The sequence below is a fragment of the Streptomyces sparsogenes subsp. cuspidosporus genome, from assembly GCF_039532705.1.
Taxonomy (GTDB): domain Bacteria; phylum Actinomycetota; class Actinomycetes; order Streptomycetales; family Streptomycetaceae; genus Streptomyces; species Streptomyces sparsogenes.
The window spans coordinates 88,204-111,205 of sequence record NZ_BAAASD010000016.1 but is presented as its reverse complement, the minus strand read 5'-3'; the positions used below and the strand labels follow the sequence as shown (position 1 = coordinate 111,205).

Genomic DNA, 23,002 nt, shown 5'->3' with positions numbered 1-23,002 from the left:
CATGGCCGAATACCAGCGGCCGGCCCCCCGGCCCCGCTCCGTCCCGCAACCCCGCTCCGTCCCACAGCCCCGTTCCGGCCCGCGACCTCACGCCGTCCCGGAGCCCCGCTCCGCCCCGCGGCCCCGGCTGCTCCACCTGGCCGCCGCCGTCGACGGCGCCGGGCAGTACCGGGCGCCGTACTTCGTCGAGCTGGCGCGCCTCGCCGAGCGCGGCATGCTCGGCTTCGTCACCCTGGACGACTCGCTGGGACCGCCGGGGGAGGGGCGGGGCAGGCTCGACGCGCTCGCGGTGCTCTCCCGCGTGGCCCCCGGGACCGGGCGGATCGGCCTGGTGCCGACCGTCACCACCACCCACACCGAGCCCTTCCACCTCTCCTGCGCCGTGGCCACCTTGGACTGGGTCAGCCGCGGCCGGGCGGGCTGGCGGGCCGAGGTGTCCACCACCGAGGCGGAGGCCCGGCTCGTCGGCCGGCGCGCCGCGGCCCCCGCCGAGGAGCTGTGGGAGGAGGCCGGGGAGGTCGCGGACGTGGCCACCCGGCTGTGGGACAGCTGGGAGGACGACGCCGAGATCCGCGACGTGGCCACGGGCCGCTTCGTCGACCGCGACAAGCTGCACTACGTCGACTTCGAGTCCGCCCGGTTCAGCGTGCGCGGCCCGTCCATCGTGCCCAGGCCGCCCCAGGGCCACCCGGTCGTCGTGGTCGACGCCACCGACCCGGTCACCCGGCGGACCGCGGCCCGCCACGCCGATGTGGCGTACGTCAGGGCCGCCACCCCCCAGGCGGCCGGCGCGATCCGCGACGAGCTGCGGCGGCGCGCGGTGGCCCACGGCCGTGACGAGGACGCGCTCACCGTGCTCGCCGCCGTGGCGGCCGACCTCTCCGACGGCGAACCGGCCTCCGAACTCCCGCCGCCCAGCGGCCCGCTGGCGGCGAGAACGGGCGGGCTGCCGCTGTACCACGGGGGGCCGGTGGACCTCGCGGAGCTGATCGCGCGCTGGCACCAGGCGGGGGCGGTGGACGGCTTCCACATCACCCCCGTCGTACCGCGCCGCGACCTGGAGCGGTTCGTCAACGGCACGGTGGCCCTGCTGCAGCACCGCGGGCTCTTCCGCACCTTCTACCCCGGCGCCACACTCCGCGACCACCTGGGCCTGGCGCGCCCGGCCAATCGATACGCACTGGCGAGGGAGGCGGCCCGATGAACGACGGCCACACGACCCGGACGATGCACCTGGCGGCGCACTTCCCCGGCGTCAACAACACCACGGTCTGGATGGACCCCCGGTCGAAGAGCCAGATCGAGTTCTCCTCCTTCGAGCACCTCGCGCGCACCGCCGAACGCGGCCTGTTCGACTTCTTCTTCCTCGCCGAGGGGCTGCGGCTGCGCGAGCACAACGGCCGGATCCACGACCTCGACGTGGTCGGCCGGCCGGAGTCGATCACGGTGCTCAACGCGCTGGCCGCCGTCACCGAGCGGCTGGGCCTGGCCGCCACCGTCAACACGACCTTCAACGAGCCGTACGAACTCGCCCGCCGGCTGGCCTCCCTCGACCACCTCAGCGGCGGCCGGGCGGCCTGGAACGTGGTCACCTCCTCCGACGCCTTCACCGGGGAGAACTTCCGGCGCGGCGGCTATCTCGACCGGGCCGACCGCTACACCCGGGCCGCGGAGTTCGTCGCCACGGTGTGCGAGCTGTGGGACTCCTGGCCGGAGGGCGGCGGCCCCGGCGCCTTCGACCACACCGGCCCGCAGTTCCGGATCTCCGGTCGGTTCGGCGTGCCGCGGGGCCCGCAGGGACACCCCGTGATCATCCAGGCCGGTGACTCCGACGAGGGCCGCGAGTTCGCCGCCTCCGCCGCCGACATCATCTTCACCCGGCACGGCACCCTGGAGGCGGGCCGCGCCTTCTACGCCGACGTCAAACGGCGGCTGGCCGAGCACGGCCGCGCCCCCGGGGACCTGAAGATCATGCCCGGGGTGACCTTCGTGCTCGGGGACACCGCGGCCGAGGCCCAGGAGAAGGCCGCCGAGATCCGCCGGCAGCAGGTCTCCCCGCAGACCGCGCTCCTCACCCTGGAGCAGATCTGGGGCGTCGACCTGTCCGGATACGACCCGGACGGGCCGCTTCCGGACATCGACCCGGACCCCGACTCCCAACTCGCCCAGGGCCGGGTGCGGCACGGCGACCCGCGCGCCCTGGCCGCCACGTGGCGGGCGCTGTCGGAGGAGAAGGGTCTGTCCATCCGGCAGACCGTCATCGAGGCCACCGGGCGGCAGTCCTTCATCGGCACCCCGGAGGCGGTCGCCGAGGAGATGACCGCGTTCGTACGGGCCGAGGCGGCCGACGGCTTCATCCTCATACCGCATCTGACCCCCGGCGGACTCGACGAGTTCGTCGACCGGGTCGTCCCGCTGCTCCAGGAGCGCGGCGCGTTCCGGACCCGGTACGAGGGCACCACGCTGCGCGAACACCTCGGGCTCTCCCGGCCGGTGGCGAAGTCCTCGACCGCGAACGGAACCTGATCGCCCGACGGCTCGTCGTACCAGGTACCCGAGGGGATGGGTGCACAGCCCCGGTGGCCGGAAGCCGCCGGGGCCATGCGACGTGGGCCGATACCTTTCCGAATTGTCCTCTTGCGCGCTGTCGTTGAGTCCGCGAATACTTCCGGGAGCGCTTGTCAGGGGCACGACGGAAATCCCCGCGCGGCGTCAGTCGCTCGTTTCCGTCGGACCTGCCCTTCGGCTGCGCCTCACGGGCCTGCCCACCCAAGCGGACCCCCGATTCCTGCGGAGGAAGAGTTGAGGATGAAGCGCCCCACCCCCCACAACAAGCACGCGAGACGCCTCGGACTGCTCGCGGCCACCTCGGCCATGGTGGTCGGCGCGGCCCTCGCCGCGCCCAGCGCCTACGCCGGATCCGACGCCACTCCCAAGTTCACCGCCGCGGAGGCCAAGGCGGCCGGCAGCGCGGTCCTCGAGGCCGATGTCGCGGGCACCGCCTGGTATGTCGACAAGGCGACCAACACCCTTGTCGTCACCGCCGACAGCACCGTCTCGCAGGCCGAGATAGCCAAGATCAAGAAGACCGCCGGCGCCAACGCCGACGCGATCGAGGTCAAGCGCACCCCCGGCAAGATCAAGAAGCTGATCTCCGGTGGAGACGCCATCTACGCGGATAGCTGGCGCTGCTCCCTCGGGTTCAACGTCCGCAACAGCAGCGGCACCAACTACTTCGTCACCGCCGGTCACTGCACCGACGGCGCGGGCACCTGGTGGTCGAACTCCGGTCACACCTCGACCATCGGCCCGACGGCCGGCTCCAGCTTCCCGACCAACGACTACGGCCTGGTCCGGTACAGCGGCTCGGTGTCCCCCTCCGGCACCGTCGGCAGCCAGGACATCACCAGCGCCGCCAACCCCACTGTCGGCCAGACGGTCACCCGGCGCGGCAGCACCACCGGCATCCACAGCGGCCGGGTCACCGCGCTGAACGCCACGGTGAACTACGGCGGCGGTGACATCGTCTACGGCATGATCCAGACCACCGTGTGCGCCGAGCCCGGCGACAGCGGCGGCCCGCTGTACGCCGGCAGCACCGCCCTCGGCCTCACCTCCGGCGGCAGCGGCAACTGCACCTCCGGCGGCACGACCTTCTTCCAGCCGGTGGTCGAGGCGCTGAACGCGTACGGCGTGAGCGTCTACTGATCCCGGTCGTCCGGCTGACCCCGGTCGTCCGGCTGATCCCCGTGACCCCCGCCCGGTGTGCCCGGGCGGGGGTTCCCGCATTCCCGGGCTCCCGGCCGCTCTCCTCCTCCGGCCCTTCCCCTTCCCGGCCCTGCCCGGTGCGGTGGGGCAGGACTATCGTGGAGAACAGCGCCCCAAGTGGGGCACTCCTCGCGATACGGACGGCAGGTGGCCGTGATGATCGACGAGCTTGTGACAGCAGGCGCGGTCGTGGCCTCGTGCGGGGCGGTCTACGCGATGGCCGCCGCGCGCGTGGTCAAGCAGTACGAGCGGGGCGTGGTCTTCCGGCTCGGCCGGCTGCGGTCGGCGATCCGTCCGCCCGGCTTCACGATGATCGCTCCGGGCTTCGACCGGCTCCGCAAGGTGAACATGCAGATCGTGACCATGCCCGTGCCCGCCCAGGAGGGCATCACCCGCGACAATGTGACCGTGCGCGTGGACGCGGTCGTCTACTTCAAGGTCGTGGACCCCGCCGACGCGATCATCCAGGTCGAGGACTACCGCTTCGCCGTCTCCCAGATGGCCCAGACCTCGCTGCGCTCGATCATCGGCAAGAGCGACCTGGACGATCTGCTGTCCAACCGGGAGAAGCTCAACCAGGGCCTGGAGCTGATGATCGACAGCCCGGCCGTGGGGTGGGGTGTGCACATCGACCGGGTGGAGATCAAGGACGTCTCCCTGCCGGAGACCATGAAGCGGTCGATGGCCCGCCAGGCCGAGGCCGACCGCGAGCGGCGGGCCCGCGTGATCAACGCGGACGCGGAGCTGCAGGCCTCGAAGAAGCTGGCGGAGGCGGCCGCGCAGATGTCCGACACGCCGTCCGCGCTGCAGCTGCGGCTGCTGCAGACCGTGATGGCGGTGGCCGCCGAGAAGAACTCCACGCTGGTGCTGCCCATCCCCGTGGAGCTGCTGCGCTTCCTCGAAAAGGGCCAGGAGTCCCCCCAGCTCGAGGAGACCGGCCACCGCGACGGCCCCGTGGTGGCCCCCGAACCCCAGCCCAGAGGCATGCCCGCGGTCACCGAACCCGAGGAGGCGGAGCGCGGCCTCCGGCGGGAGCCACGGGCGGAGGCGGGCCCCCAGACCACGACCCGCCGGAGCTGACCGGCCGCAGCTGACCCCGCCCCGCAATGCCGCGGGGCGGGGTCGGCTGACGTCTTGGGGGGAGCCCCGGACGGCGCCCTGGCCTTCGGACCGTGAACTGCTGTACGTCCGTACAGCTGTGCCCGGCGCCAGGGGCGCGTTTTCTTGATCCACCGCGCGACGCGTACGCGACCTTGTGCGCGCCCCGCGTACCCCGGAATACTCGTCGGCGCGATTTGGCATGGACGCGCCTGCGCATGCGCGGGTGCGTCCACGTCATGAGTCCTCCGGGCCCGGCGCACTTCACCGCCGGGCCCAACCCCCCACAGGAGGCCTGAGTTGAAGCACCGACGCATATCCCGGCGGCATCTCGTCGTCACCGGCGCGGCCGCCGTGGCCCTGACCGCCGGGGCCCTGTCCCTGCCCGCCGCCCATGCCGCGCCCGCCCCGCCGCCGCCCCCCACCCTCTCGGCCGCCGAGGCCGGGGAGACGGCCGCCGCGCTGACCGCCGCCCTCAGGGGCGACGCGGCCGGGGCGTACTACGACGCCGAGGCCGCGAAGCTGGTGGTCAACGTCCTGGACCGGTCCGCCGTGGACCAGGTGCGCGCGGCGGGCGCCGAGGCCAGGGTGGTCAAGTACTCGCTGGCGCAGCTCGGCGAGGCGCGCGCGGTCCTGAAGGACAAGGCGACCATCCCCGGCACCGCGTGGTCGGTCGACCCGAGGAGCGACAAGGTCGTCGTCACGGCGGACAGCACGGTCAAGGGCGCCCGGCTGGACCGGCTCAAGAAGGTGGCCGACGGGCTCGGCGACAAGGTCGAGGTGAAGCGCTCGGCGGGCACGTACCGGACCTTCCTCGCGGGCGGCGACGCCATCTGGGGCCAGGGCGGGCGCTGCTCGCTGGGCTTCAACGTGGTCAAGGACGGCCAGCCGTACTTCCTGACCGCCGGGCACTGCACCGAGGCGATCAGCAGCTGGTCCGACGCGCAGGGCGGCCAGGAGATCGGCAAGAACGCGGGCAGCGAGTTCCCCGGCCATGACTACGGGCTGGTCAAGTACACCGGCGGCACCGCGCACCCGAGCGAGGTCAACCTCTACGGCGGCGCCCCCCAGGCCATCACCAAGGCCGGCGAGGCGACGGTCGGCCAGAAGGTGCGGCGCAGCGGCAGCACCACCCGGGTGCACGACGGCGAGGTGACGGCTCTCGACGCGACCGTCAACTACCAGGAGGGCTCAGTCGAAGGGCTGATCCAGACCACGGTGTGCGCCGAGCCGGGCGACAGCGGCGGCTCGCTCTTCGCGGGCGACACCGCGCTGGGGCTGACCTCGGGCGGCAGCGGCGACTGCTCCTCGGGCGGTGAGACCTTCTTCCAGCCGGTGCCGGAGGCGCTCCAGGCGTTCGGCGCGGAGATCGGCTGACGGGCAGGGCGCCCGGGCGTACGGGACGGGCCCCCGGACACCGCGCTCGGTGTCCGGGGGCCCGCTCGTGCCCGGCCCGCCTCTCGGCTCAGCCGCTCAGAAGTCGAACACCTGGCCCTCGACGGCGTTCTTGAAGCACGGGTTGGCGAAGGTGTGCTCGTACCAGACCCGCCTGCCGTCCCAGACGCCCTGCGCGGTGACGGTGACCGGGCGCCACTCCCGGGTGCAGGCCCGGCCGGGCTCCGTCCTGGCCGTCAGCTCCCGGAACGCGCCGTCGACGGAGCGCAGTTCCGCGCACGCCTGATCCGGCGTCGGATGGGTACCGGTCGGGGTGGGCTTGCAGCTCAGCGTCACCGCGCGCCGCACCGGGGTGGAGCCCGAGTCCTCGCCCTCCCCGTAGGTGAGCACCAGCGCCGAGGCCGGGTACAGACTCCTCGGCTGCGTGGGCTCGGCGTTCGCCACGCCGGCGGCCCCCGTTCCCACCACGCTGCTCAAGGTGAGGGCGGCGCCCAGAGCGATCACCCCTGCGGTTTTCCGCATGTCGAACACTCCCTTGCTCGTGGTTGCAGATACCGGACGGAGTCTTACGCGATGCAGGTCAAGAACGCACTTCGATCGATCACTTCCGGTCGCAACATGTAATCATTCGGTGGCTCATTGTTGCGCGAGGAGAGCGCGTTCCCGCGGAGCACACGAGGACGACCTGCCCCGGGCCGAAAGGCGCCGGTGCCGCCTCGGCCGGACCGGCTCGACCGGAATCCCCCGCCCCGTCACACCCGCGGCAAGATCATCCGGCGCCCCTGGCCGCGAGCCCGGGCGCACCCTCCGCGACGCGGTCGCCGAGCAACAGCGCGGCGACCGCCTCCGGGGCCTCCCGCATCGCGTCGTGGCCGGTCGGCAGGTCGTGGACCTGCCACTCGGGATCGGCCTGCAGCCGGGCGCGGAGTCCGGCGAACGGCGTCCGGTCCTCCCACCCCGAGCAGTAGACGAACTCCCGGCGGGGGACCCGGGCGAGCGCGCCGGTGAGCCGGATCGTCTGGAGGAACGAGGCCAGGGGATGGGGACGGCGGCGGGGATCGCCGCCGCCCGGCGGTCGGACGGCGTAGCCGGTGGCCGCCGCGCCGGCGGCGAACACCTTCCGGAAGTGCTCGTTCGTGGCGGACCAGCAGGACTCGCCGTCGCGCGGTACGTAGGCGTCGAGATGCACCAGCCGGGAGATCCGGCCGTCCGCGCGGTCGGCCGCGGCGGCGATCACCATCCCGGCGTAACTGTGGCCGACCAGCGTCGCGTCGGTGATGTGGTGGCGATCGAGGAGCCGCAGTACGTCCTCGGCGTGGGTGTCGAGATTGGCGGCCGCGACCGTCGCGTCGTCGTCGTCCGGCCGCAGACCGGTCAGGGTCAGGGCGTGAACGGTGTGACCGGCACGCTCCAGCAGCGGAACCACCGCCTCGAACGCCCAGGATCCCTTCCAGCCGCCGGGCACAAGGACGAACGTCGCCATGCGTCTCTCCCTCTCCGAAGCCGCGGCACCGAGGCCCGCTGCCTCGATGCCCTGCGGTGCGGTCGGACGCCGGGCGCTCCGCGCGACCGAAAGCCTCTCCGCATGGAGGCAGTCTCACGAGATCGAGACATGGCTTGCCACCGATAGAATGCCAACCGATGCCCGTTCGCCGCCAAGGTCGCCTGAACGCCGGTGTGACGTCCCATGTGTGGCCGTCCGGCGGGCGTCACCTCTGGCCGTCCGGCGAAACGAGCGCGGCGCAGTCGCACGCACGGGGACACCTGGTGTACGCGGCCGGCGGCGTCCTGGCGGTGCACACCGAGCGCGGCACCTCGATCGTCCCCGCCAACCGGGTCGCCTGGACCCCCGCCGGGTTCACGCACTACCACCGCGCCCACGGTGACACCGACATGCGGATCGTCTTTCTCGCGCCCTCCCTCGCCCGGCTCGTCCCGGACCATCCGGCCGTGTTCCTGGCCTCCGGCCTCGCCCGCGAGGTCCTGCTCGCCCTGACCGGCCCCCGCAACTACGACGACGCGGCGCCCGGCTACAGCCGCTCCGCGCGCGCTCGCCTCCTCCGCGTCCTCGTCGACGAACTCCGCGAAGCACCCGAACAGCCACTGCACCTCCCCGAGCCACGGGACGACCGGCTGCGAGCCATCGCCCGGAAGCTGTACGAGACGCCCGGGGACAACGCCACGCTGGCCGAACTCGGGAAGGCGATCGGGGCGAGCACCCGCACCCTCAGCCGGCTGTTCCGCGACGAGCTCGGCATGACCTTCTACGAGTGGCGCACGCAGCTGCGCATCCACCACGCGCTCGTGCTCCTGGCCGACGGCCACGACACCATCCACACCGCACACGCCTGCGGATGGGCCAACCCCAGCAGCTTCATCACGGCTTTCACCCACATCATCGGAACGACCCCGGGCCGCTACCGAGCCGGCCGCCGCACTGGCGCCCCCGCATCCCAAACCCCGACGACTGTCGGGCGTTATGAGGAGTATTAAGCCATTAGTCCTTTATGGTGAAGGAAGGGGAGGTGCAATTCCCGCAGGTCACCGGGGCAGGCGGGTCCGTTCGCACGACTGTTCGAGGATTGGTTTACAGTGAGGCCGGGGGCTGTAGTCGGTAGGCGGCACCGCCGCGTGGCGAGCAGGGACGGTCAGGGGGTGTGACGAGCAGCGGGAGGTGTGGATGCCAGGCTTCACGCATCTGCACACCGCCTCCGGGTTCTCGATGCGCTACGGAGCCGTCCACCCGGAGCGGCTGGCCCAGTGCGCCGCCGAGCGCGGCATGGACGCGCTCGCGCTGACCGACCGCGACAGCCTCGCCGGGGCGGTCCGGTTCGCCCGGGCGAGCGCGGCCGCGGGGGTGCGGCCGCTGTTCGGGGTGGACCTCGCCGTACGGGAGCGGTCCCCGGAGCCGGGGCGTACGGCCCGGCGGCGCACGCCGGTGCGCGGTGGGGCGTTCATCGACGAGTCCACGCCCCGCGCGGTCTTCCTGGCGCGGGGCGGCGCGGCCGGCTGGGCCGCGCTGTGCGGGCTGGTCTCCGCCGCCCACGCCGAGTCGGCCCATGACGACCCCCGGCCCCTGCTGCACTGGGAGGACCTCGAACGCGGCGGCGCCCCCGCCCTCGCCCCGCTGACCGTCCTCCTCGGACCGGACTCCGACGTCGGCCGGGCCCTGGCCGCCGGGCGCCCCGACCGGGCCGAGCGGCTGATCGCCCCCTGGCGCGAACTGTTCGGCGACGCGCTGCGCCTTACGGCCGTGTGGCACGGCCGCACCGGCACCGGACCCGGCTCGCTGCGGCTCGCCGCCCGGACCGTCGGCTTCGCCGCCGACCAGGGCGTACGGGCCGTCCTGAGCAACGCCGTGCGGTACGCCGAACCGGGGCAGGGCCCGGTCGCCGATGTGCTGGACGCCGCCCGCAGGCTGGTGCCGATCGACCCGCGCGACCCCGCCGCGCTCGACAGCGGCGAGCGCTGGCTCAAGGGCCCGCGGGACATGGCGCGGATCGCCGAGCGGATCGCGGAGGCCGCGGGAGGGCGGCGGGACGCCGCGCGCCGGCTGCTGGAGGAGACCGAGCGCACCGCCGCCGCGTGCCTCGTCGACCCCGAGGACCACATCGGCCTCGGCAGCATCCACTTCCCCGAGCCGCACCTGGTCGGAGCCGGGCACCGCAGCGCCGAGCGGGTGCTGCGCTCGCGCTGCGCCGCCGCCATGGTGCTGCGCGGCTACGACCGCGACCGGGAGCGGTGGGGGCGGCTGGAGGACGAGCTGCGCACCATCGAGCGGCTCGGCTTCGCCTCGTACTTCCTCACCGTCGCCCAGGTCGTCGACGACACCCGCGCGCTCGGCATCCGGGTGGCCGCCCGCGGCTCCGGGGCGGGCTCCTTCGTCAACCACCTCCTCGGCATCGCGCACGCCGACCCCGTCGCGAACGGCCTGCTGATGGAGCGCTTCCTGTCGGTGCGGCGGGCCGCCCTGCCCGACATCGACATCGACGTGGAGTCCGCGCGCCGCCTGGAGGTCTACCGCACGATCTTCGACCGCTTCGGGTCGGAGCGGGTCGCGACCGTCTCCATGCCGGAGACCTACCGGGTGCGCCACGCCGTACGGGACGTGGGCGCGGCCCTCGGCATGGACCCGGCCGAGGTGGACCGGCTCGCCAAGTCCTTCCCGCACATCCGCGCCCGCGACGCCCGCGCCGCGCTCGCCGAACTGCCCGAGCTGCGCCAGGTCGCCGCCGAGCGGGAGCGCCACGGCAGGCTGTGGGAGCTGGTCGAGGCGCTGGACGGGCTGCCCCGCGGCATCGCCATGCACCCGTGCGGGGTGCTGCTCTCCGACGCCGCGCTGCGGGCCCGTACGCCCGTCGTGCCCACCAGCGGCGAGGGCTTCCCCATGTCGCAGTTCGACAAGGACGACGTCGAGGACCTCGGGCTGCTCAAGCTGGATGTCCTCGGGGTGCGGATGCAGTCCTCGATGGCGCACGCGGCCGCCGAGGTGGCGCGGGTCACGGGCCGGCCGCTGGACCTGGACGACCCCGAGGTCGTGCGGCCGAACGACCCGGCGACCTACGACCTGATCCGCTCCACCGAGACGCTCGGCTGCTTCCAGATCGAGTCGCCCGGCCAGCGCGACCTCCTCGGGCGGCTCCAGCCCACCTCCTTCCACGACCTCGTGGTCGACATATCGCTCTTCCGGCCCGGCCCGGTCGCGGCCGACATGGTGCGCCCCTTCATCGACGCGCGGCACGGCCGCAAGGCGCCCCGCTATCCGCATCCGGACCTGGAGGACGCGCTGCGCGAGACCTATGGGGTGGTCGTCTTCCACGAGCAGATCATCAAGATCCTGTCGATCATGACCGGCTGTGAGCGGGACCTCGCCGACGAGGCGCGGCGCGCGCTCTCCGACCCCGAGCGGCAGGGGCGGGTGCGGGCCTGGTTCCACGCGGAGGCGGCGAACCGCGGCTACCGGCCGGAGGTACTGGCGCGCACCTGGGAGATCGTCGAGGCGTTCGGCTCGTACGGCTTCTGCAAGGCCCACGCCGTGGCCTTCGCGGTGCCGACCTACCAGTCGGCCTGGCTCAAGGCCCACCACCCGGCGGCCTTCTACGCCGGGGTGCTCACCCACGACCCCGGGATGTACCCGAAGCGGCTGCTGCTGGCGGACGCGCGGCGCCGCGGGGTGCCGATCCTGCCGCTGGACGTGAACCGGTCGGGGGCCGCCTATCGAATCGAACTGGTGTCTGGTGACGGGGGGTCGGGTGGCGGCCGGTCAGGGGGCGGTGGCGACGCCGCCTTCGGGATCCGGCTCGCGCTGAGCGAAGTCCACGGCATCAGCGAGGCCGAGACCGCGCGGATCGTGGCCGGCCAGCCGTACTCCTCGCTCCAGGACCTGTGGCGGCGCGCCCACCCCGGGCGGCCGGTCGCCGAACGGCTCGCCCAGGTGGGCGCGTTGGACGCCTTCGGCGCCGGCCGCCGCGACCTGCTGCTGCGGATCGCCGAACTGCACCGGCAGCAGCGGGGCGCCCGGCGCGACGGCACCGGCGAGGGCCAGCTCCCGCTGACCGAGACCGCCCCGCCCGCCCCCGCCGGCCTGCCCGACCTGGACGCGGAGGAACGCCTCGGCGCCGAACTCGGCATCCTCGGCATGGACGTCTCCCGGCACCTCATGGGCGACCACCGGGCCTTCCTGGAGGAGCTGGGCGCGGTCCCGGCGAAGCGGCTGCGCGACGCGCGGCACGGCGAGACCGTGCTGGTCGCCGGGGCCAAGGCCGCCACCCAGACGCCGCCGATCCGCTCCGGGCGGCGCGTCATCTTCACCACGCTCGACGACGGCACGGGGCTGGTCGACTGCGCCTTCTTCGACGACAGCCACGCCGCCTGCGCGCACACCGTCTTCCACTCCTGGCTGCTGCTGGTGCGGGGCGTGGTCCAGCGGCGCGGGCCGCGCAGCCTCAGCGTCGTCGGCTCGGCGGTCTGGAACCTCGCCGACCTGGTCGAACTCCGGCGTGAGGGTGGCCTGGAGGCCGTCGCCGCCGCACTCGCGGGCGCGGGCGCGGGCGCCGGCCGGGCGGCGCCGGCCGGGGCCGGCGCCCCGGCCGGCGCGGCCGCCGGGGCCCCCGCCGGAGCGGACGCCGGGGCCGGGAGCGACTCCGGGCGCCGCATCCACCTGTCCACCGGTTACGCCATGCACCCGTGGGCCGACCTCCAACCCGCGGGCGAACAGGCCGCCACCGGCCGCAAGCTGTGGCATTCGAGCCCGGGGAGCGCGGGATGACTCCCCGGCAGACCCCTCCGGCCCGAAGCGGCGAGCAACCGCATGTGCTGTACGTGCGCTTCCACCCCGTCGAGTACTCCGCCGGGCACTCCGCCGAGCGGGCGGCGGAGGCGCCCTCCGGCGCACCCCGCACCGGCCCCGGCCCCGGCCGTGCTCCTGGCGCCGGCCCCGGCCCCGGCATCGACGCGGACACCTACGAGGGCCTGCTCGCCCTGCTCACCGAGGTGACCCCGGTCGTCGAGGCGATCCCGCCCGACGCCGCGCTCGCCGATGTCGCCGGCGCGCTGCGCTACTTCGACCGGGACGCGGCCGGACTCGCGGAGATCGTACGGGTCCGGGCGCTGGCCCGGTACGGCGTCGACTGCTCCGTCGGCGTCGCCGCCAACCCGCTGCTCGCCCGCATGGCCGCCGCCCAGGACGCCCGGTCCGCGGTCCGCACCGTCTCCGGCGACCCGGACGCGGTCGCCGCCTTCCTCGCCGACAAGCCCCCCACCGCCCTGCCCGGCGTCGGCCAGGCGACCGCCCGCGCCCTGCACTCGTACGGCCTCGACAGCGCCGCCCGGATCGCCGCCGTACCGCTGCCCACCCTGCGCCGGATCCTCGGCCCGGCCACCGCGCGCCGGGTGCACGACTGGGCCCGCGGCATCGACCCGGTCCCCGTCACCCCGAACGCCCCGGCCCGCTCCATGGGCGCCGAACACCGCTTCGGCCACGACGAGCTGGACCCGGAGCGCAGGTGCCGCGCGCTGCTCACCCTCGCCGACCGGCTCGGCTCCCGGCTGCGCACCAGCGGACAGGTCGCCCGCGTCCTCACCCTCACCGTCCGCTACGCCGACCGCTCCACGACCACCCGTAGCAGGACCCTGCCCGAGCCGACCGCCCACACCCCGACCCTGACCGCCACCGCCTACGCCCTGCACGCCGCGCTCGGCCTGCAGCGGGCGCGGGTGCGGTCCCTCGCGCTGCGCGCCGAGGGGCTGACCGCCGCCGACCAGGCCTCCCACCAGCTGACCTTCGACCCCGCCGACGACAAGGCCCGCCGGATCGAGGCCGCCGTCGACCGGGCCCGGGCCCGCTTCGGCGACCGGGCGGTGCGCCCGGCCGGGGGATTCGACACCTGGTGAGGGGCGCTGGATCGCCTGGCGGCCCGGTACGCGGGGCACGCCCAACACCCCGGGCTCCGCGTGGTGTTCCTGGACGTGCGGTGAGGGACGGGTGAGCGTTTCTTCACCGGCGGATGGCTGGATGCGCTTGCTACTCACGCGTAATTTGAGGCGAACGCGACAACTCCTGTGATCCGGATCGCAGAGCGCACGGCCAAGCGCACCCCCTCACCAGCGAGGAGTCCATGTGATGCCGCACTGGAGGCGTATCCGCCCGCTCCGCAGGTCACTGTCCGCCCTGGCCCTGGCGGTCGCGGCGGTCATGGCGCCCGCCGCCGCGAGCGCCGCGCCCGCCGACACCGCCGCCGCGCCCGACACCGCCGCCGCGCAGGGCGCGTCGGGCGGCGGGTGGAACGACTATGCGTGCAAGTCCGACCGACACCCCCGCCCCGTCGTCCTCGTCCACGGCACCCTCGGCAACTCGGTCGACAACTGGCTGGGGTTCGCGCCCTATCTGGTCCGCCGCGGGTACTGCGTCTTCTCCCTCGACTACGGCCGGCTGCCCGGCGTGCCGGTCTTCCACGGCCTCGGCCCGATCAGCGAGTCGGCGAAGCAGCTGTCCGCCTACGTGGACCGGGTGCGCGCCGCCACCGGCGCCGCCAAGGTGGACGTGGTCGGCCACTCCCAGGGCGGGATGATGCCCCGTTACTACCTGAAGTTCCTCGGCGGCGCGGCCAAGGTGAACGCGCTGGTCGCGTTCGCCCCCACCAACCATGGGACCACCCTGTCCGGGCTCACCGCGCTGCTCGACTACTTCCCGGCCGCGGCCGACATCCTGGCCAGGCACACGCCGGGTCTCACGGACCAGGTGGTCGGGTCCGACTTCCTCACCCGGCTCAACGAGGGCGGCGACACCGTCCCCGGGGTGCGCTACACCGTCATCTCCACCAAGTACGACGAGGTCGCCACGCCCTACCGCGCGCAGTTCCTCAGCGGGCCCGACGTCAAGAACGTCGTGGTCCAGGACCTGTGCCCGGGCGACCTGTCGGAGCACGTCACCATCGCCATGACCGACAAGGTCGCCTTCCACGAGGCGGTCAACGCCCTCGATCCGGAACACGCCACTCCGACGACCTGCTGACGTACGAGGCGCCGCCCGGCACCGCGGCCCGGCCCGGCACCGCAGCGCTGCGGGAGCGCGGCACTGCGGGAGCGCGGCACTGCGGGAGCGCGGCCGCCCGTCACCGGGGCGCCCGGCCCCCGCTCCGGTCGAGAGCCCCGACGAAATCCGTGAGCAGCCGGGCGAACTCGGCGCGGTCCGCCTCCGGCCAGTCGGCCATCGCCTCCGCGAACACGGACCGCCGGAACCGCCGGACCTCTTCCGTCAGGGCGCGCCCCGCCTCCGTCATCACCAGCAGGGCGCGCCGCCCGTCCGCCTGGTCCGCCTCCCGCCGCACCAGCCCCGCCTCGACCGCCCCCGCGACCAGCTTGCTGGCGCGGGGCTGGTCGACGGCCAGGGCGGCGGCGACCCCGGAGACGGTGGCCGGCGCCCCGCTCTGCTCCGCCGCCTCGATCGCGTCCACCACGTCGAAGGCGGCGCCCTTCGCCATCGCGCCCTTGGGGGAGTCCCGGTCGGCGAGCCGCGCCAGCGAACGCCTGCTCTGGCTGCGCCGGATGGCGACCATGGCCCGCTCGATGTCGTCGACGGGTTCCCGGTTGCCGACGGGTGCCCGGTTGTCGTCCATCACCCCTCCATGCATAATCAAAAACATCTAGTTGCTAGATTACATGCATTCCTTGGGGAGGGGACCCACCATGAAGCCGATCGGCTACTGGCTCAAGCACCTGGACGGGCTCATCGAGGCCGACTTCGCCCGCGCCCTGGACGACAGCGGCCTCGCCCGCCGCCACTGGCAGACCCTGAACTCGCTGTCGGCGAGCCCGAGGACCCCGGATCGACTCGCCGAGGCGCTGCGCCCCTTCTGGGGCGAGGGCGCGATCACGCTCGACGAGGTCCTGGGCGAGTTGGAGCGCCGGGGCTGGGTCGCCCGCGACGGCTCCGGGGGGCCGTACGCGCTCACGCCGCTCGGCGTCGAGGGCCACGCCGCGGCGGCCGAACGGATCGGGGCGGCCCGGCGGCGGATCACCGACGGGGTGACGGACGACGAATACCTCGCCACCGTCGGAGTGCTCCGCCGCATGGCGGAAAACCTGGAGGGCGCGGCGCGACCGGCACGGGTCGCGTGAAACCCCGGCCCCGACGAGCCGCGCCCGTACACAATGGGCGCCATGACCGAACTCGCGTCCTTCCTGGGCCTGTGCTTCCTGATCACCATCACGCCCGGACTCGACACCGCCGTGGTCATCCGCAGCGTGCTCCGGGGCGGGCGGGCGGCGGGTCTGCGCACCGCGCTCGGCTGCGCGGCCGGGCTCTTCGTCCACGCCGTGGCCGTGGCGGTCGGGCTGGCGGAGCTGCTGCTGCGCAGCGAGGCGGCCTTCGAGGCGGTCAAGCTGGCGGGCGCGCTGGTGCTGCTGGTCCTCGGCGGCCGTTCACTGTGGGCGGCCTGGCGGGCACCCGCCGAGCCGGCCGGTGGGCCCGCCGGTGAGCCGGGCGACGGTGCCGGGGCGCCCTCCCGCGGCACGCCCTTCGTCCAGGGGCTGCTGACGAATCTCACCAACCCCAAGGCGACGCTCTTCTTCGTCGCGGTCCTGCCCCAGTTCGTGCCCGCCGACCGCCCCGGCCAGGCGGTGCCGATCGCGCTGGGGCTCGCGGCGATCACCGTGCTGTTCAGCATCACCGGGCTCGGCCTGACCGCGCTGGGCGTCCACCGGGTCCGTCATCTCCTGCGCTCCCGTCGCGCGCGGCGCGCTCAGGACGCCCTCCTCGGCGCGACCCTGGTCGGCCTCGGGGTGCGCGTGGCCACGGAGTGACGGACCCCGACCCGGCTGAGATGGCCGTACGGCCGGCCGATCCGGCCGTATGACTGCGCGGCTGACCGCTCGGCTGACTGTGCGGCTGATTACTCGGCGACCAGCTCGACGGCGATGTTGCCCCGGGTCGCCTTCGAGTACGGGCACACCTGGTGGGCCTGCTCGACCAGGCTGCGGCCGGTCTCGCCCTCCAGCTCCTCGGGCAGCTCCACGCGCAGCGTGACCTTCAGCCCGAAGCCGCCGTCCGACTCGTCCTTGCCGATGCCGACCTCGGCGGTGACCGAGATGTCCTTGGTGTCGACCTTCGCCTGACGGCCGACGAGCCCCAGCGCGCTCGCGAAGCACGCCGCGTAGCCCGCGGCGAAGAGCTGCTCCGGGTTGGTGCCCTTGCCGCTGCCGCCCAGCTCCGGCGGCATGGCCAGGGCCAGGTCGAGCTGCCCGTCGGAGCTCACCGCCCGGCCGTCGCGTCCGCTGGCCGTGGCCACCGCGGTGTAGAGCGCGTCCATGAAGACCATCCCTTTCCGGGTCCTGCGGCGCGCCGTCGTGCGCTCCGCCGTAGCAGAAGTAGAGCACACAACTTAATTGTGCACAACTAAGAGGTACCCTAGGCGTATGTCACACCAGACCGGCCCGGCCCCGTCCCCCGGCGAAGCGGCTGACGACCTGCTCCGCCTCGACGCCCAGCTCTGCTTCGCCCTGCACGCCGCCTCCCGCGCCTTCAACGGCGTCTACCGGCGGGTCCTGCGCGACACCGAGCTGACCTATCCGCAGTACCTGGTGATGCTGGTGCTGTGGGAACACGGCGAGATGCCGGTCAAGAAGCTCGGGGAGTTCCTGCGCCTGGACTCGGGTACCCTCTCGCCGCTCCTCAAGCGGCTGCAGTCGGCGGGCCTCGTCCAGCGCGAGCGCAGCCTCCACGACGAGCGCTCGGTGACGGTCCGGCCGACGGCGGAGGGGGAGGCCCTGCGGGAGACCGCCCGGGCCGTGCCACTCCAGGTGATCAAGGCCAGCGGGCTGGACCCGGAGGAAGCGGTCGATCTGCGGGCCCGCCTGCGGCGGCTGACGGCGGCGCTCGACGCCGCGCAGGCGGACGCGGAGGGCTGAGCGCGGAGGGCTGGACGGTGGTGCTCGGCGCGGAGGGCTGAGGACGGAAGCGGCTGGGGGCTGAGCGGGCGCCACCCGCTCAGCCCCGGGATCCCGGCTCAGCCCGGTGGACTACCTCACGCGGGGCGCGTCGCCACCAGCACCCGCATGCCGCGCGGCCCCACCCCGTCGTGGACACCTCGAGACCCGCCTCCCGGCAGCGGTCCGCGAGCCAGTCGGCCGCGAGGCGCAGCTTCGGGTACGACCCGGTGTGCAGCGTCCAGCCGTCGGGCGTGCGCAGATGCAGCAGGTCGTGGACGCGCACGGTGTCCGCGTCGAGGTATTCGAGGAAGCAGGTGAGGATGCGGTCCGCGTCGCCGCGCACCGCCAGGAAGCGGTCCGTGCCCTCCAGCGGCGCCGGGAGGTCGTCGACTTCCGCAGCTCGATCATCTACCAGCACGTCGCGGGCGAGGCGATCGCTCCCCTGGAGTGAGGCCGGGGAACGCGGTGCGCCCGAGCAGTGTGATCGCGGCGGGCAGCAGCACCCCGCGCACCAGCGTCGCGTCGATGAGGACGGCCACCGCCAGCCCGACGCCCATCATCTTGTACTCGATCGCGGACAGGACGACGAAGACGCTGAACGCCGCCGTCATGATCACCGCCGCGCTGGTGACCACGCCCGCGCCGGACGCGACGCCGCCCACCACCGCCTCGCGCAGCTGGGCCCCGGCGAGCCGGCGCTCGCGGATCCGGCTGAGCACGAAGATGTGGTAGTCCATGCTCAGCCCGAAGAGGATGACGAACATGAACAGCGGCAGCCAGCCGACCACCCCGCCGTACGAGGTGAAGCCGAGCGCCGAACTCAGGTGACCGTCCTGGAACACCCAGGTCAGCACCCCGTAAGCGGCCCCGAGCGACAGCAGGTTCAGCACGATCGACACCAGTGCGACGGCCGGCGAGCGGAACGCGACGACCAGCAGCACGAAGGCCAGCACCAGCACGAACGCGAAGACGTACGGCGTGCGGTCGGTCACCCGCTGGGTGAAGTCGTAGGCGAAGGCCGTCTTGCCGGAGACCGCGTAGTCGATCCCGGGCAGGTCGCCGAGGGCGGCGGGCAGCGTCCGCTCCCGCAGCGTCTCCAGCGCCCGGTTCGCCGTCTCGTCGGTGCCGAAGCTCGCCAGCGGCACCCGCACCACCAGCGCCCGGCCGACCCTCGCGGTCGAGATCGGCTCGTTCAGCGCCCCGCCGCTCGCCGCGGCCCGCCCGTGCAGGCTCTCCACGGCCTTCCGTACCGCCGGGGCGGCCACGGCGTCCGGATCCTTCCCCCAGATCACCACCCTCGCCGGGGCCGGGGTGCCCGGGAACGCCTCCTGCATCCGGGCCGCCGCGTCCACCGTCGGCACCGACCGCGACAGGCTGTCGGTGACCGCCGCGTCCTGGAGCCGCATCCCCAGCGCGGGCAGCGCGAGCAGCAGCAGCGCCAGCGCCGCCGAGCCGCCCCACACCAGTGGCCGCCGCACCACCGCGCGGGCCACCGCGGCCCAGACCCGGGACCGGTCCGCCGCGGTCCGGCGGCGGCCCACCCACGGGATCCGCGCCTTGTCCACCCGGTGCCCCAACAGGGCCAGCAGGGCGGGCAGTACGGTCACCGAACCGACCATCGCCACCCCCACCACCAGCACCGCGCCGGTCGTCAGGCCCTTGAAGTTGTCGAGACCGGTGAGCAGCAGCCCGCCCAGGCACAGCATCACCGTCAGACCCGAGACCACCACCACCCGCCCCGAGGTGCGCGCCGTGGTCCGCAGCGCCTCCGCGACCCCGTGCCCGGCCGCGCGCTCCTCGCGGGCCCGGCGCAGATGGAACAGCGAGTAGTCGACGCCCACCGCCACGCCGATCAGCAGCACCATGGAGGACGTGGCGCTGTTCACCGGCACCCAGTGGGCCAGCACCTGGAGGAAGCCGAAGGTGCCGACGACGGTGGTGGCCGCCAGCAGCAGCGGGATCGCGGCGGCGATCAGCGAGCCGAACACCACCAGCAGGATGACCACGGTGAGCGGCAGCGAGAAGAACTCGGCCCGCTTGAAGTCGTCCTTGATGCCCTCGTCCACCACGCTCGACAGGCTCCTGTCGCCCGCCTGCGCCAGCCGCACCCCGGGGTGACGGGCCTGGACGGCCCTCACCGCCTCGGTCGCCGCGTCGTAGTGCTCGGCCGTCCGCTCGTCGGGCCCCGCGACCTCGAAGGTGACCAGACCGGAGCGGCCGTCCTTCGACACCAGCCGGCTTCCGTCGCGCTCCAGCGAGGAGCGGACGGCGGTCACCGCGCCGGGGGTGCGGCGCAGCGCCGCGACCAGGTCCTCGGTGGCCCGCCGCAGCTCCGGACTCCTCGTGAAACGCCCTGCCGCGTCCGGCGTCCGGGCCTGGACGAGCACGTTCTCCTGAGGCCGCGGATACTTCTGCTGCGCGTCCAGCACCCGCTCCGCGCGGCCGGAACCGCCGGGGTCGGTGCTGCTCGCCATCTCGCCCGGGATGACCGCGCTCGCCAGGACCGCCACGACCACCAGCGCGAACCAGCCCACGATGGCCAGGGCGCGATGGCGGACGGACCAGCCGGCGACGCGCTCCACGAGCGCGGCCCGGCCGCCTCCCGGGCCCGGACTCGGACCGTCCGTTTCTTGCCGGTCCGTTCTCTGTCGCGACTTGCTTTCGCGCAGCATGAGCTGCTGTCCTTTCCCTGTAGGGGACGTATCCGTGAGAACTCGCCCATGGGCGAGGTGATGCTTCTTCCTTCATCTGGGCCGTCGAGTTGCCGCTCGACGGCCCAGGGCCTGTGTGGTGCGCGACCGCCTGTTTCGACGGTCTGTCCGACGCCTATGCGACGTCTGTCCGACGTCCGTTGAGGTCTGTTGACGTCTATTCGACGGTCTGGAGGATCCGCTCCAGCGACTCCATCCGGCCCTGCATCTCCGCCAGGCGCTCGCTGATCTCCTTCAGCCGGTCCTCCGTGCCCTGCTGCGCGGCGGCCGCGCTCTCGGCGAGCTTGCGGTACTCCTGCTCCCGCACCACCTGGATCCTGGCGCGCCGGGTCGCCGCGAACTGCCAGATGATCACCGTGGGCAGGGTGATGACCAGGGCGAAGAGGCCGAAGGCCCCCACCACCTCGGTCCACTCGCGTACGTCCATCACTTCGATCCCTTCGTCTCCCCGCCCGGGCCGTCACCCGGCGGGGTCAGCGTCCGCTCCGCGGCCTCGACGGCCTCCGGTGTCAGCTCGATCGCGAACCTGTTGACCTCGTAGAACTTCATGGCCTTGCCGTCCTGGGACACCTCCACCCGGGCCGTCACCAGCCCGGCCGCCTCCAGCTTGCGCAAGTGGACCTGGAGCAGCGCCCGGCTGATGCCCAGCGCGCGGGCCAGCTCGCTCACGTACATCCGCTCCCGGGCGAGCGCCGCGACGACCCGCAGCCGGTGCGGATTGGCCAGCGTCGCCAGGACCCGCACCAGTTCGTCGCCGCTGAGGTCGCCGAGGTCGCCGGGCCCGTTGCCCGGCGGCGAGGTGGTCATAGCGAAACCCTGCACATGCCAAGAAAAGTTAGCACATGCCGAGTTGGATTGAATCGACTGTGTGTCGTGGCAGGGTGTCAGCATGAGCGCAGCGCACCCCCGCACGTCAGCCCTCCAGCTGATCGAGGCCGTCGTGGATCCCGGCAGCTGGCACCGCTGGGACGAGCCGGTCGCCATCACGACGGACGACCCCGCCTACCGGGCCGACCTGGAGCGGGCCCGCGAGCGCACCGGCCTCGACGAGTCCGTCGTCACGGGCGAGGGCCGTGTCGAGGGGCGGCGGGTGGCCGTCGTGGCCTGCGAGTTCCGCTTCCTCGCCGGCTCGATCGGCGTGGCCTCGGGGGAGCGGCTGGTGCGCGCCGTGGAGCGGGCGACGGCGGAGCGCCTGCCGCTGCTCGCGGCCCCCGCGTCCGGCGGGACGCGGATGCAGGAGGGCACGGTCGCCTTCCTGCAGATGGTGAAGGTGGCCGCGGCGATCACCGACCACAAGGCCGCCGGCCTGCCCTACCTCGTCCACCTGCGCCACCCGACGACGGGCGGCGTACTCGCGTCCTGGGGCTCCCTGGGCCACGTCACCGCCGCCGAACCGGGCGCGCTCATCGGCTTCATGGGCCCCCGCGTCCACGAGGCGCTGTACGGGGAGGAGTTCCCGGCGGGCGTCCAGGTCGCGGAGAACCTGATGGCCCACGGCCTGGTCGACGCGGTCCTCCCGGCCGAGCGGCTGTCGGAGGTGGCGGCGCGGGTGCTCAGGGTGCTGTGCGGGGGCGCTGCCCCTGTGACGCGTGAGGACGGGGCCGGCCCGGCGGCAGCGCCGCCCGGCCCTCCCGCCGGGGCAACCCCGGGAACGGCCCCGGGAACGGGGCCGGAGGGCCCCGCCCCCGGCGCGGCCCCGGGCGGCGCGGGGGCGGCCTCCGTGGGGAGCGGTTCCGGGCGGGGCGGGCCAGGGGCCGAGGTTTCGATCCGGCGGTCGCGGCGGGCCGAGCGGCCCGGCTTGCGGGACCTGTTGCGCGCCGCCGCCGCGGACGTGAGCCCCCTGAGCGGTACGGGCGCGGGCGAGCACGACCCCGGGCTGCTGCTCGCGCTCGCCCGCGTCGGCGGGACGCCGTGCGTGGTCCTCGGACACGACCGGGCCGCGCGCCACGGCGGCGCGGCGGCCGACGGGCCCGGCGAAGGGCAGCCGCTCGGCCCGGCGGGGCTGCGCACCGCGCGCCGCGGCATGCGCATCGCCGCCGAACTCGGCCTCCCGCTCCTCACCGTCGTCGACACCGCGGGCGCGGCCCTGAACCGCGAGGCCGAGGAGGGCGGTCTGGCCGGCGAGATCGCCCGCTGCCTGGCCGACATGGTGACCCTGCCCGCGCCCACCCTCTGTCTGCTGCTCGGCCAGGGCGCGGGCGGCGCCGCGCTCGCACTGCTCCCCGCCGACCGGGTGCTCGCGGCGCGCCACGCCTGGCTGTCCCCGCTGCCCCCGGAGGGGGCCTCCGCGATCCTCTACCGGACCACCGAGCGGGCGTACGAGACGGCGGACCGGCAGGGTGTGCGCTCCGCCGACCTGCTCGCCCACGGCATCGTGGACCGCATCGTGGAGGAGGAGCCCCAGGACGCGGCGGCGGAGGGCCCCGAGCACCCCGAATACCCTTCGCGCGACGACGCCTTCCTCGCCCGCCTCGGCGCCACCCTCGGCGCCGAGCTCGCCACGCTGCGCGCCCAGGACCAGGCGGAGCGGCTGGCCGCCCGCCGTGCCCGCCACCGCCGCATCGGCCTGCCGGGCTGAGCGCGGGCCGCCGGGCCGGGCGTTG

The 23,002-nt window shown here is 74.0% G+C and carries 21 protein-coding genes; 13 read left to right on the top strand and 8 right to left on the bottom strand.

Features of this window, described 5'->3' with window-relative positions; translation table 11 throughout:
- Position 1: 1 nt before the first annotated feature.
- From ABFY07_RS20480 to ABFY07_RS20460, 5 genes are all read left to right on the top strand, one after another.
- On the top strand, positions 2-1,204 hold the full coding sequence (locus ABFY07_RS20480; protein ID WP_346175887.1) for an LLM class flavin-dependent oxidoreductase: 1,203 nt from the start codon (positions 2-4) through the stop codon (positions 1,202-1,204).
- The gene (locus ABFY07_RS20475; protein WP_346175886.1) at positions 1,201-2,526 is read left to right on the top strand and encodes an LLM class flavin-dependent oxidoreductase; all 1,326 of its coding nucleotides are present in this window, start codon (positions 1,201-1,203) and stop codon (positions 2,524-2,526) included. The genes ABFY07_RS20480 and ABFY07_RS20475 overlap by 4 nt, the downstream gene beginning before the upstream one ends.
- A gap of 276 nt (positions 2,527-2,802) precedes the next feature.
- Positions 2,803-3,708, top strand: coding sequence for a S1 family peptidase (locus tag ABFY07_RS20470; RefSeq protein WP_065958096.1), 906 nt, complete (start codon positions 2,803-2,805; stop codon positions 3,706-3,708).
- Between the two features lie 216 nt (positions 3,709-3,924).
- Positions 3,925-4,848 (top strand): slipin family protein, encoded by a 924-nt coding sequence (locus tag ABFY07_RS20465; RefSeq protein WP_346175885.1) that lies wholly within the window; start codon positions 3,925-3,927, stop codon positions 4,846-4,848.
- 318 nt (positions 4,849-5,166) lie between these two features.
- Entirely contained in the window at positions 5,167-6,243 is a 1,077-nt protein-coding gene (locus ABFY07_RS20460; RefSeq protein ID WP_346175884.1) for a S1 family peptidase, read from the top strand.
- Positions 6,244-6,339: 96 nt separating this feature from the next.
- Here the strand turns inward: ABFY07_RS20460 and ABFY07_RS20455 are convergent, their stop codons facing one another.
- Both ABFY07_RS20455 and ABFY07_RS20450 read right to left on the bottom strand, forming a co-directional pair.
- Entirely contained in the window at positions 6,340-6,783 is a 444-nt protein-coding gene (locus tag ABFY07_RS20455) for an SSI family serine proteinase inhibitor (RefSeq protein WP_346175883.1), read from the bottom strand.
- Positions 6,784-7,030: 247 nt separating this feature from the next.
- Entirely contained in the window at positions 7,031-7,744 is a 714-nt protein-coding gene (locus tag ABFY07_RS20450; protein ID WP_346175882.1) for an alpha/beta fold hydrolase, read from the bottom strand.
- A gap of 158 nt (positions 7,745-7,902) precedes the next feature.
- On the opposite strand from ABFY07_RS20450, the gene ABFY07_RS20445 reads away from it, so the two are divergent.
- From ABFY07_RS20445 to ABFY07_RS20430, 4 genes are all read left to right on the top strand, one after another.
- The gene (locus ABFY07_RS20445) at positions 7,903-8,754 is read left to right on the top strand and encodes a helix-turn-helix domain-containing protein (RefSeq protein WP_346175881.1); all 852 of its coding nucleotides are present in this window, start codon (positions 7,903-7,905) and stop codon (positions 8,752-8,754) included.
- A gap of 187 nt (positions 8,755-8,941) precedes the next feature.
- Positions 8,942-12,529, top strand: coding sequence for a DNA polymerase III subunit alpha (locus tag ABFY07_RS20440; RefSeq protein ID WP_346175880.1), 3,588 nt, complete (start codon positions 8,942-8,944; stop codon positions 12,527-12,529).
- On the top strand, positions 12,526-13,653 hold the full coding sequence (locus tag ABFY07_RS20435) for a DNA polymerase Y family protein (protein WP_346175879.1): 1,128 nt from the start codon (positions 12,526-12,528) through the stop codon (positions 13,651-13,653). The genes ABFY07_RS20440 and ABFY07_RS20435 overlap by 4 nt, the downstream gene beginning before the upstream one ends.
- A 229-nt stretch (positions 13,654-13,882) precedes the next feature.
- Complete coding sequence (locus ABFY07_RS20430; protein ID WP_346175878.1) at positions 13,883-14,773, top strand: esterase/lipase family protein; 891 nt, start codon at positions 13,883-13,885, stop codon at positions 14,771-14,773.
- Positions 14,774-14,873: 100 nt separating this feature from the next.
- On the opposite strand, the gene ABFY07_RS20425 is transcribed toward ABFY07_RS20430, so the two are convergent.
- On the bottom strand, positions 14,874-15,377 hold the full coding sequence (locus tag ABFY07_RS20425; RefSeq protein ID WP_346175877.1) for a MarR family winged helix-turn-helix transcriptional regulator: 504 nt from the start codon (positions 15,375-15,377) through the stop codon (positions 14,874-14,876).
- Between the two features lie 70 nt (positions 15,378-15,447).
- Here ABFY07_RS20425 and ABFY07_RS20420 point away from each other — a divergent pair, with 70 nt between their 5' ends.
- Complete coding sequence (locus tag ABFY07_RS20420; RefSeq protein WP_346175876.1) at positions 15,448-15,879, top strand: MarR family transcriptional regulator; 432 nt, start codon at positions 15,448-15,450, stop codon at positions 15,877-15,879.
- Between the two features lie 42 nt (positions 15,880-15,921).
- Entirely contained in the window at positions 15,922-16,563 is a 642-nt protein-coding gene (locus ABFY07_RS20415; protein ID WP_065958108.1) for a LysE family translocator, read from the top strand.
- A gap of 89 nt (positions 16,564-16,652) precedes the next feature.
- Here ABFY07_RS20415 and ABFY07_RS20410 read toward each other — a convergent pair whose 3' ends face one another.
- Positions 16,653-17,069 (bottom strand): organic hydroperoxide resistance protein, encoded by a 417-nt coding sequence (locus ABFY07_RS20410; protein WP_346175875.1) that lies wholly within the window; start codon positions 17,067-17,069, stop codon positions 16,653-16,655.
- 106 nt (positions 17,070-17,175) lie between these two features.
- Between ABFY07_RS20410 and ABFY07_RS20405 the strand changes: the two genes are divergently transcribed.
- Complete coding sequence (locus tag ABFY07_RS20405) at positions 17,176-17,667, top strand: MarR family winged helix-turn-helix transcriptional regulator (protein WP_346175874.1); 492 nt, start codon at positions 17,176-17,178, stop codon at positions 17,665-17,667.
- Between the two features lie 79 nt (positions 17,668-17,746).
- Here the strand turns inward: ABFY07_RS20405 and ABFY07_RS20400 are convergent, their stop codons facing one another.
- The 4 genes from ABFY07_RS20400 to ABFY07_RS20385 form a co-directional block, all read right to left on the bottom strand.
- Positions 17,747-18,106 (bottom strand): hypothetical protein, encoded by a 360-nt coding sequence (locus ABFY07_RS20400; protein ID WP_346175873.1) that lies wholly within the window; start codon positions 18,104-18,106, stop codon positions 17,747-17,749.
- Positions 18,093-20,270, bottom strand: a complete 2,178-nt coding sequence (locus ABFY07_RS20395; RefSeq protein WP_346175872.1) for an MMPL family transporter — start codon at positions 20,268-20,270, stop codon at positions 18,093-18,095. Before ABFY07_RS20395 ends, ABFY07_RS20400 begins: the two co-directional genes overlap by 14 nt.
- Before the next feature lie 286 nt (positions 20,271-20,556).
- Positions 20,557-20,826 carry a hypothetical protein gene (locus ABFY07_RS20390; protein ID WP_346175871.1) on the bottom strand — a complete coding sequence of 90 codons (270 nt, stop codon included), beginning with the start codon at positions 20,824-20,826 and terminating at the stop codon, positions 20,557-20,559.
- The gene (locus ABFY07_RS20385; RefSeq protein ID WP_346175870.1) at positions 20,826-21,206 is read right to left on the bottom strand and encodes an ArsR/SmtB family transcription factor; all 381 of its coding nucleotides are present in this window, start codon (positions 21,204-21,206) and stop codon (positions 20,826-20,828) included. Before ABFY07_RS20385 ends, ABFY07_RS20390 begins: the two co-directional genes overlap by 1 nt.
- Before the next feature lie 82 nt (positions 21,207-21,288).
- Between ABFY07_RS20385 and ABFY07_RS20380 the strand changes: the two genes are divergently transcribed.
- Positions 21,289-22,977: a carboxyl transferase domain-containing protein gene (locus ABFY07_RS20380; RefSeq protein ID WP_346175869.1), complete on the top strand. Its 1,689-nt coding sequence runs from the start codon at positions 21,289-21,291 to the stop codon at positions 22,975-22,977.
- Positions 22,978-23,002 lie beyond the last annotated feature (25 nt).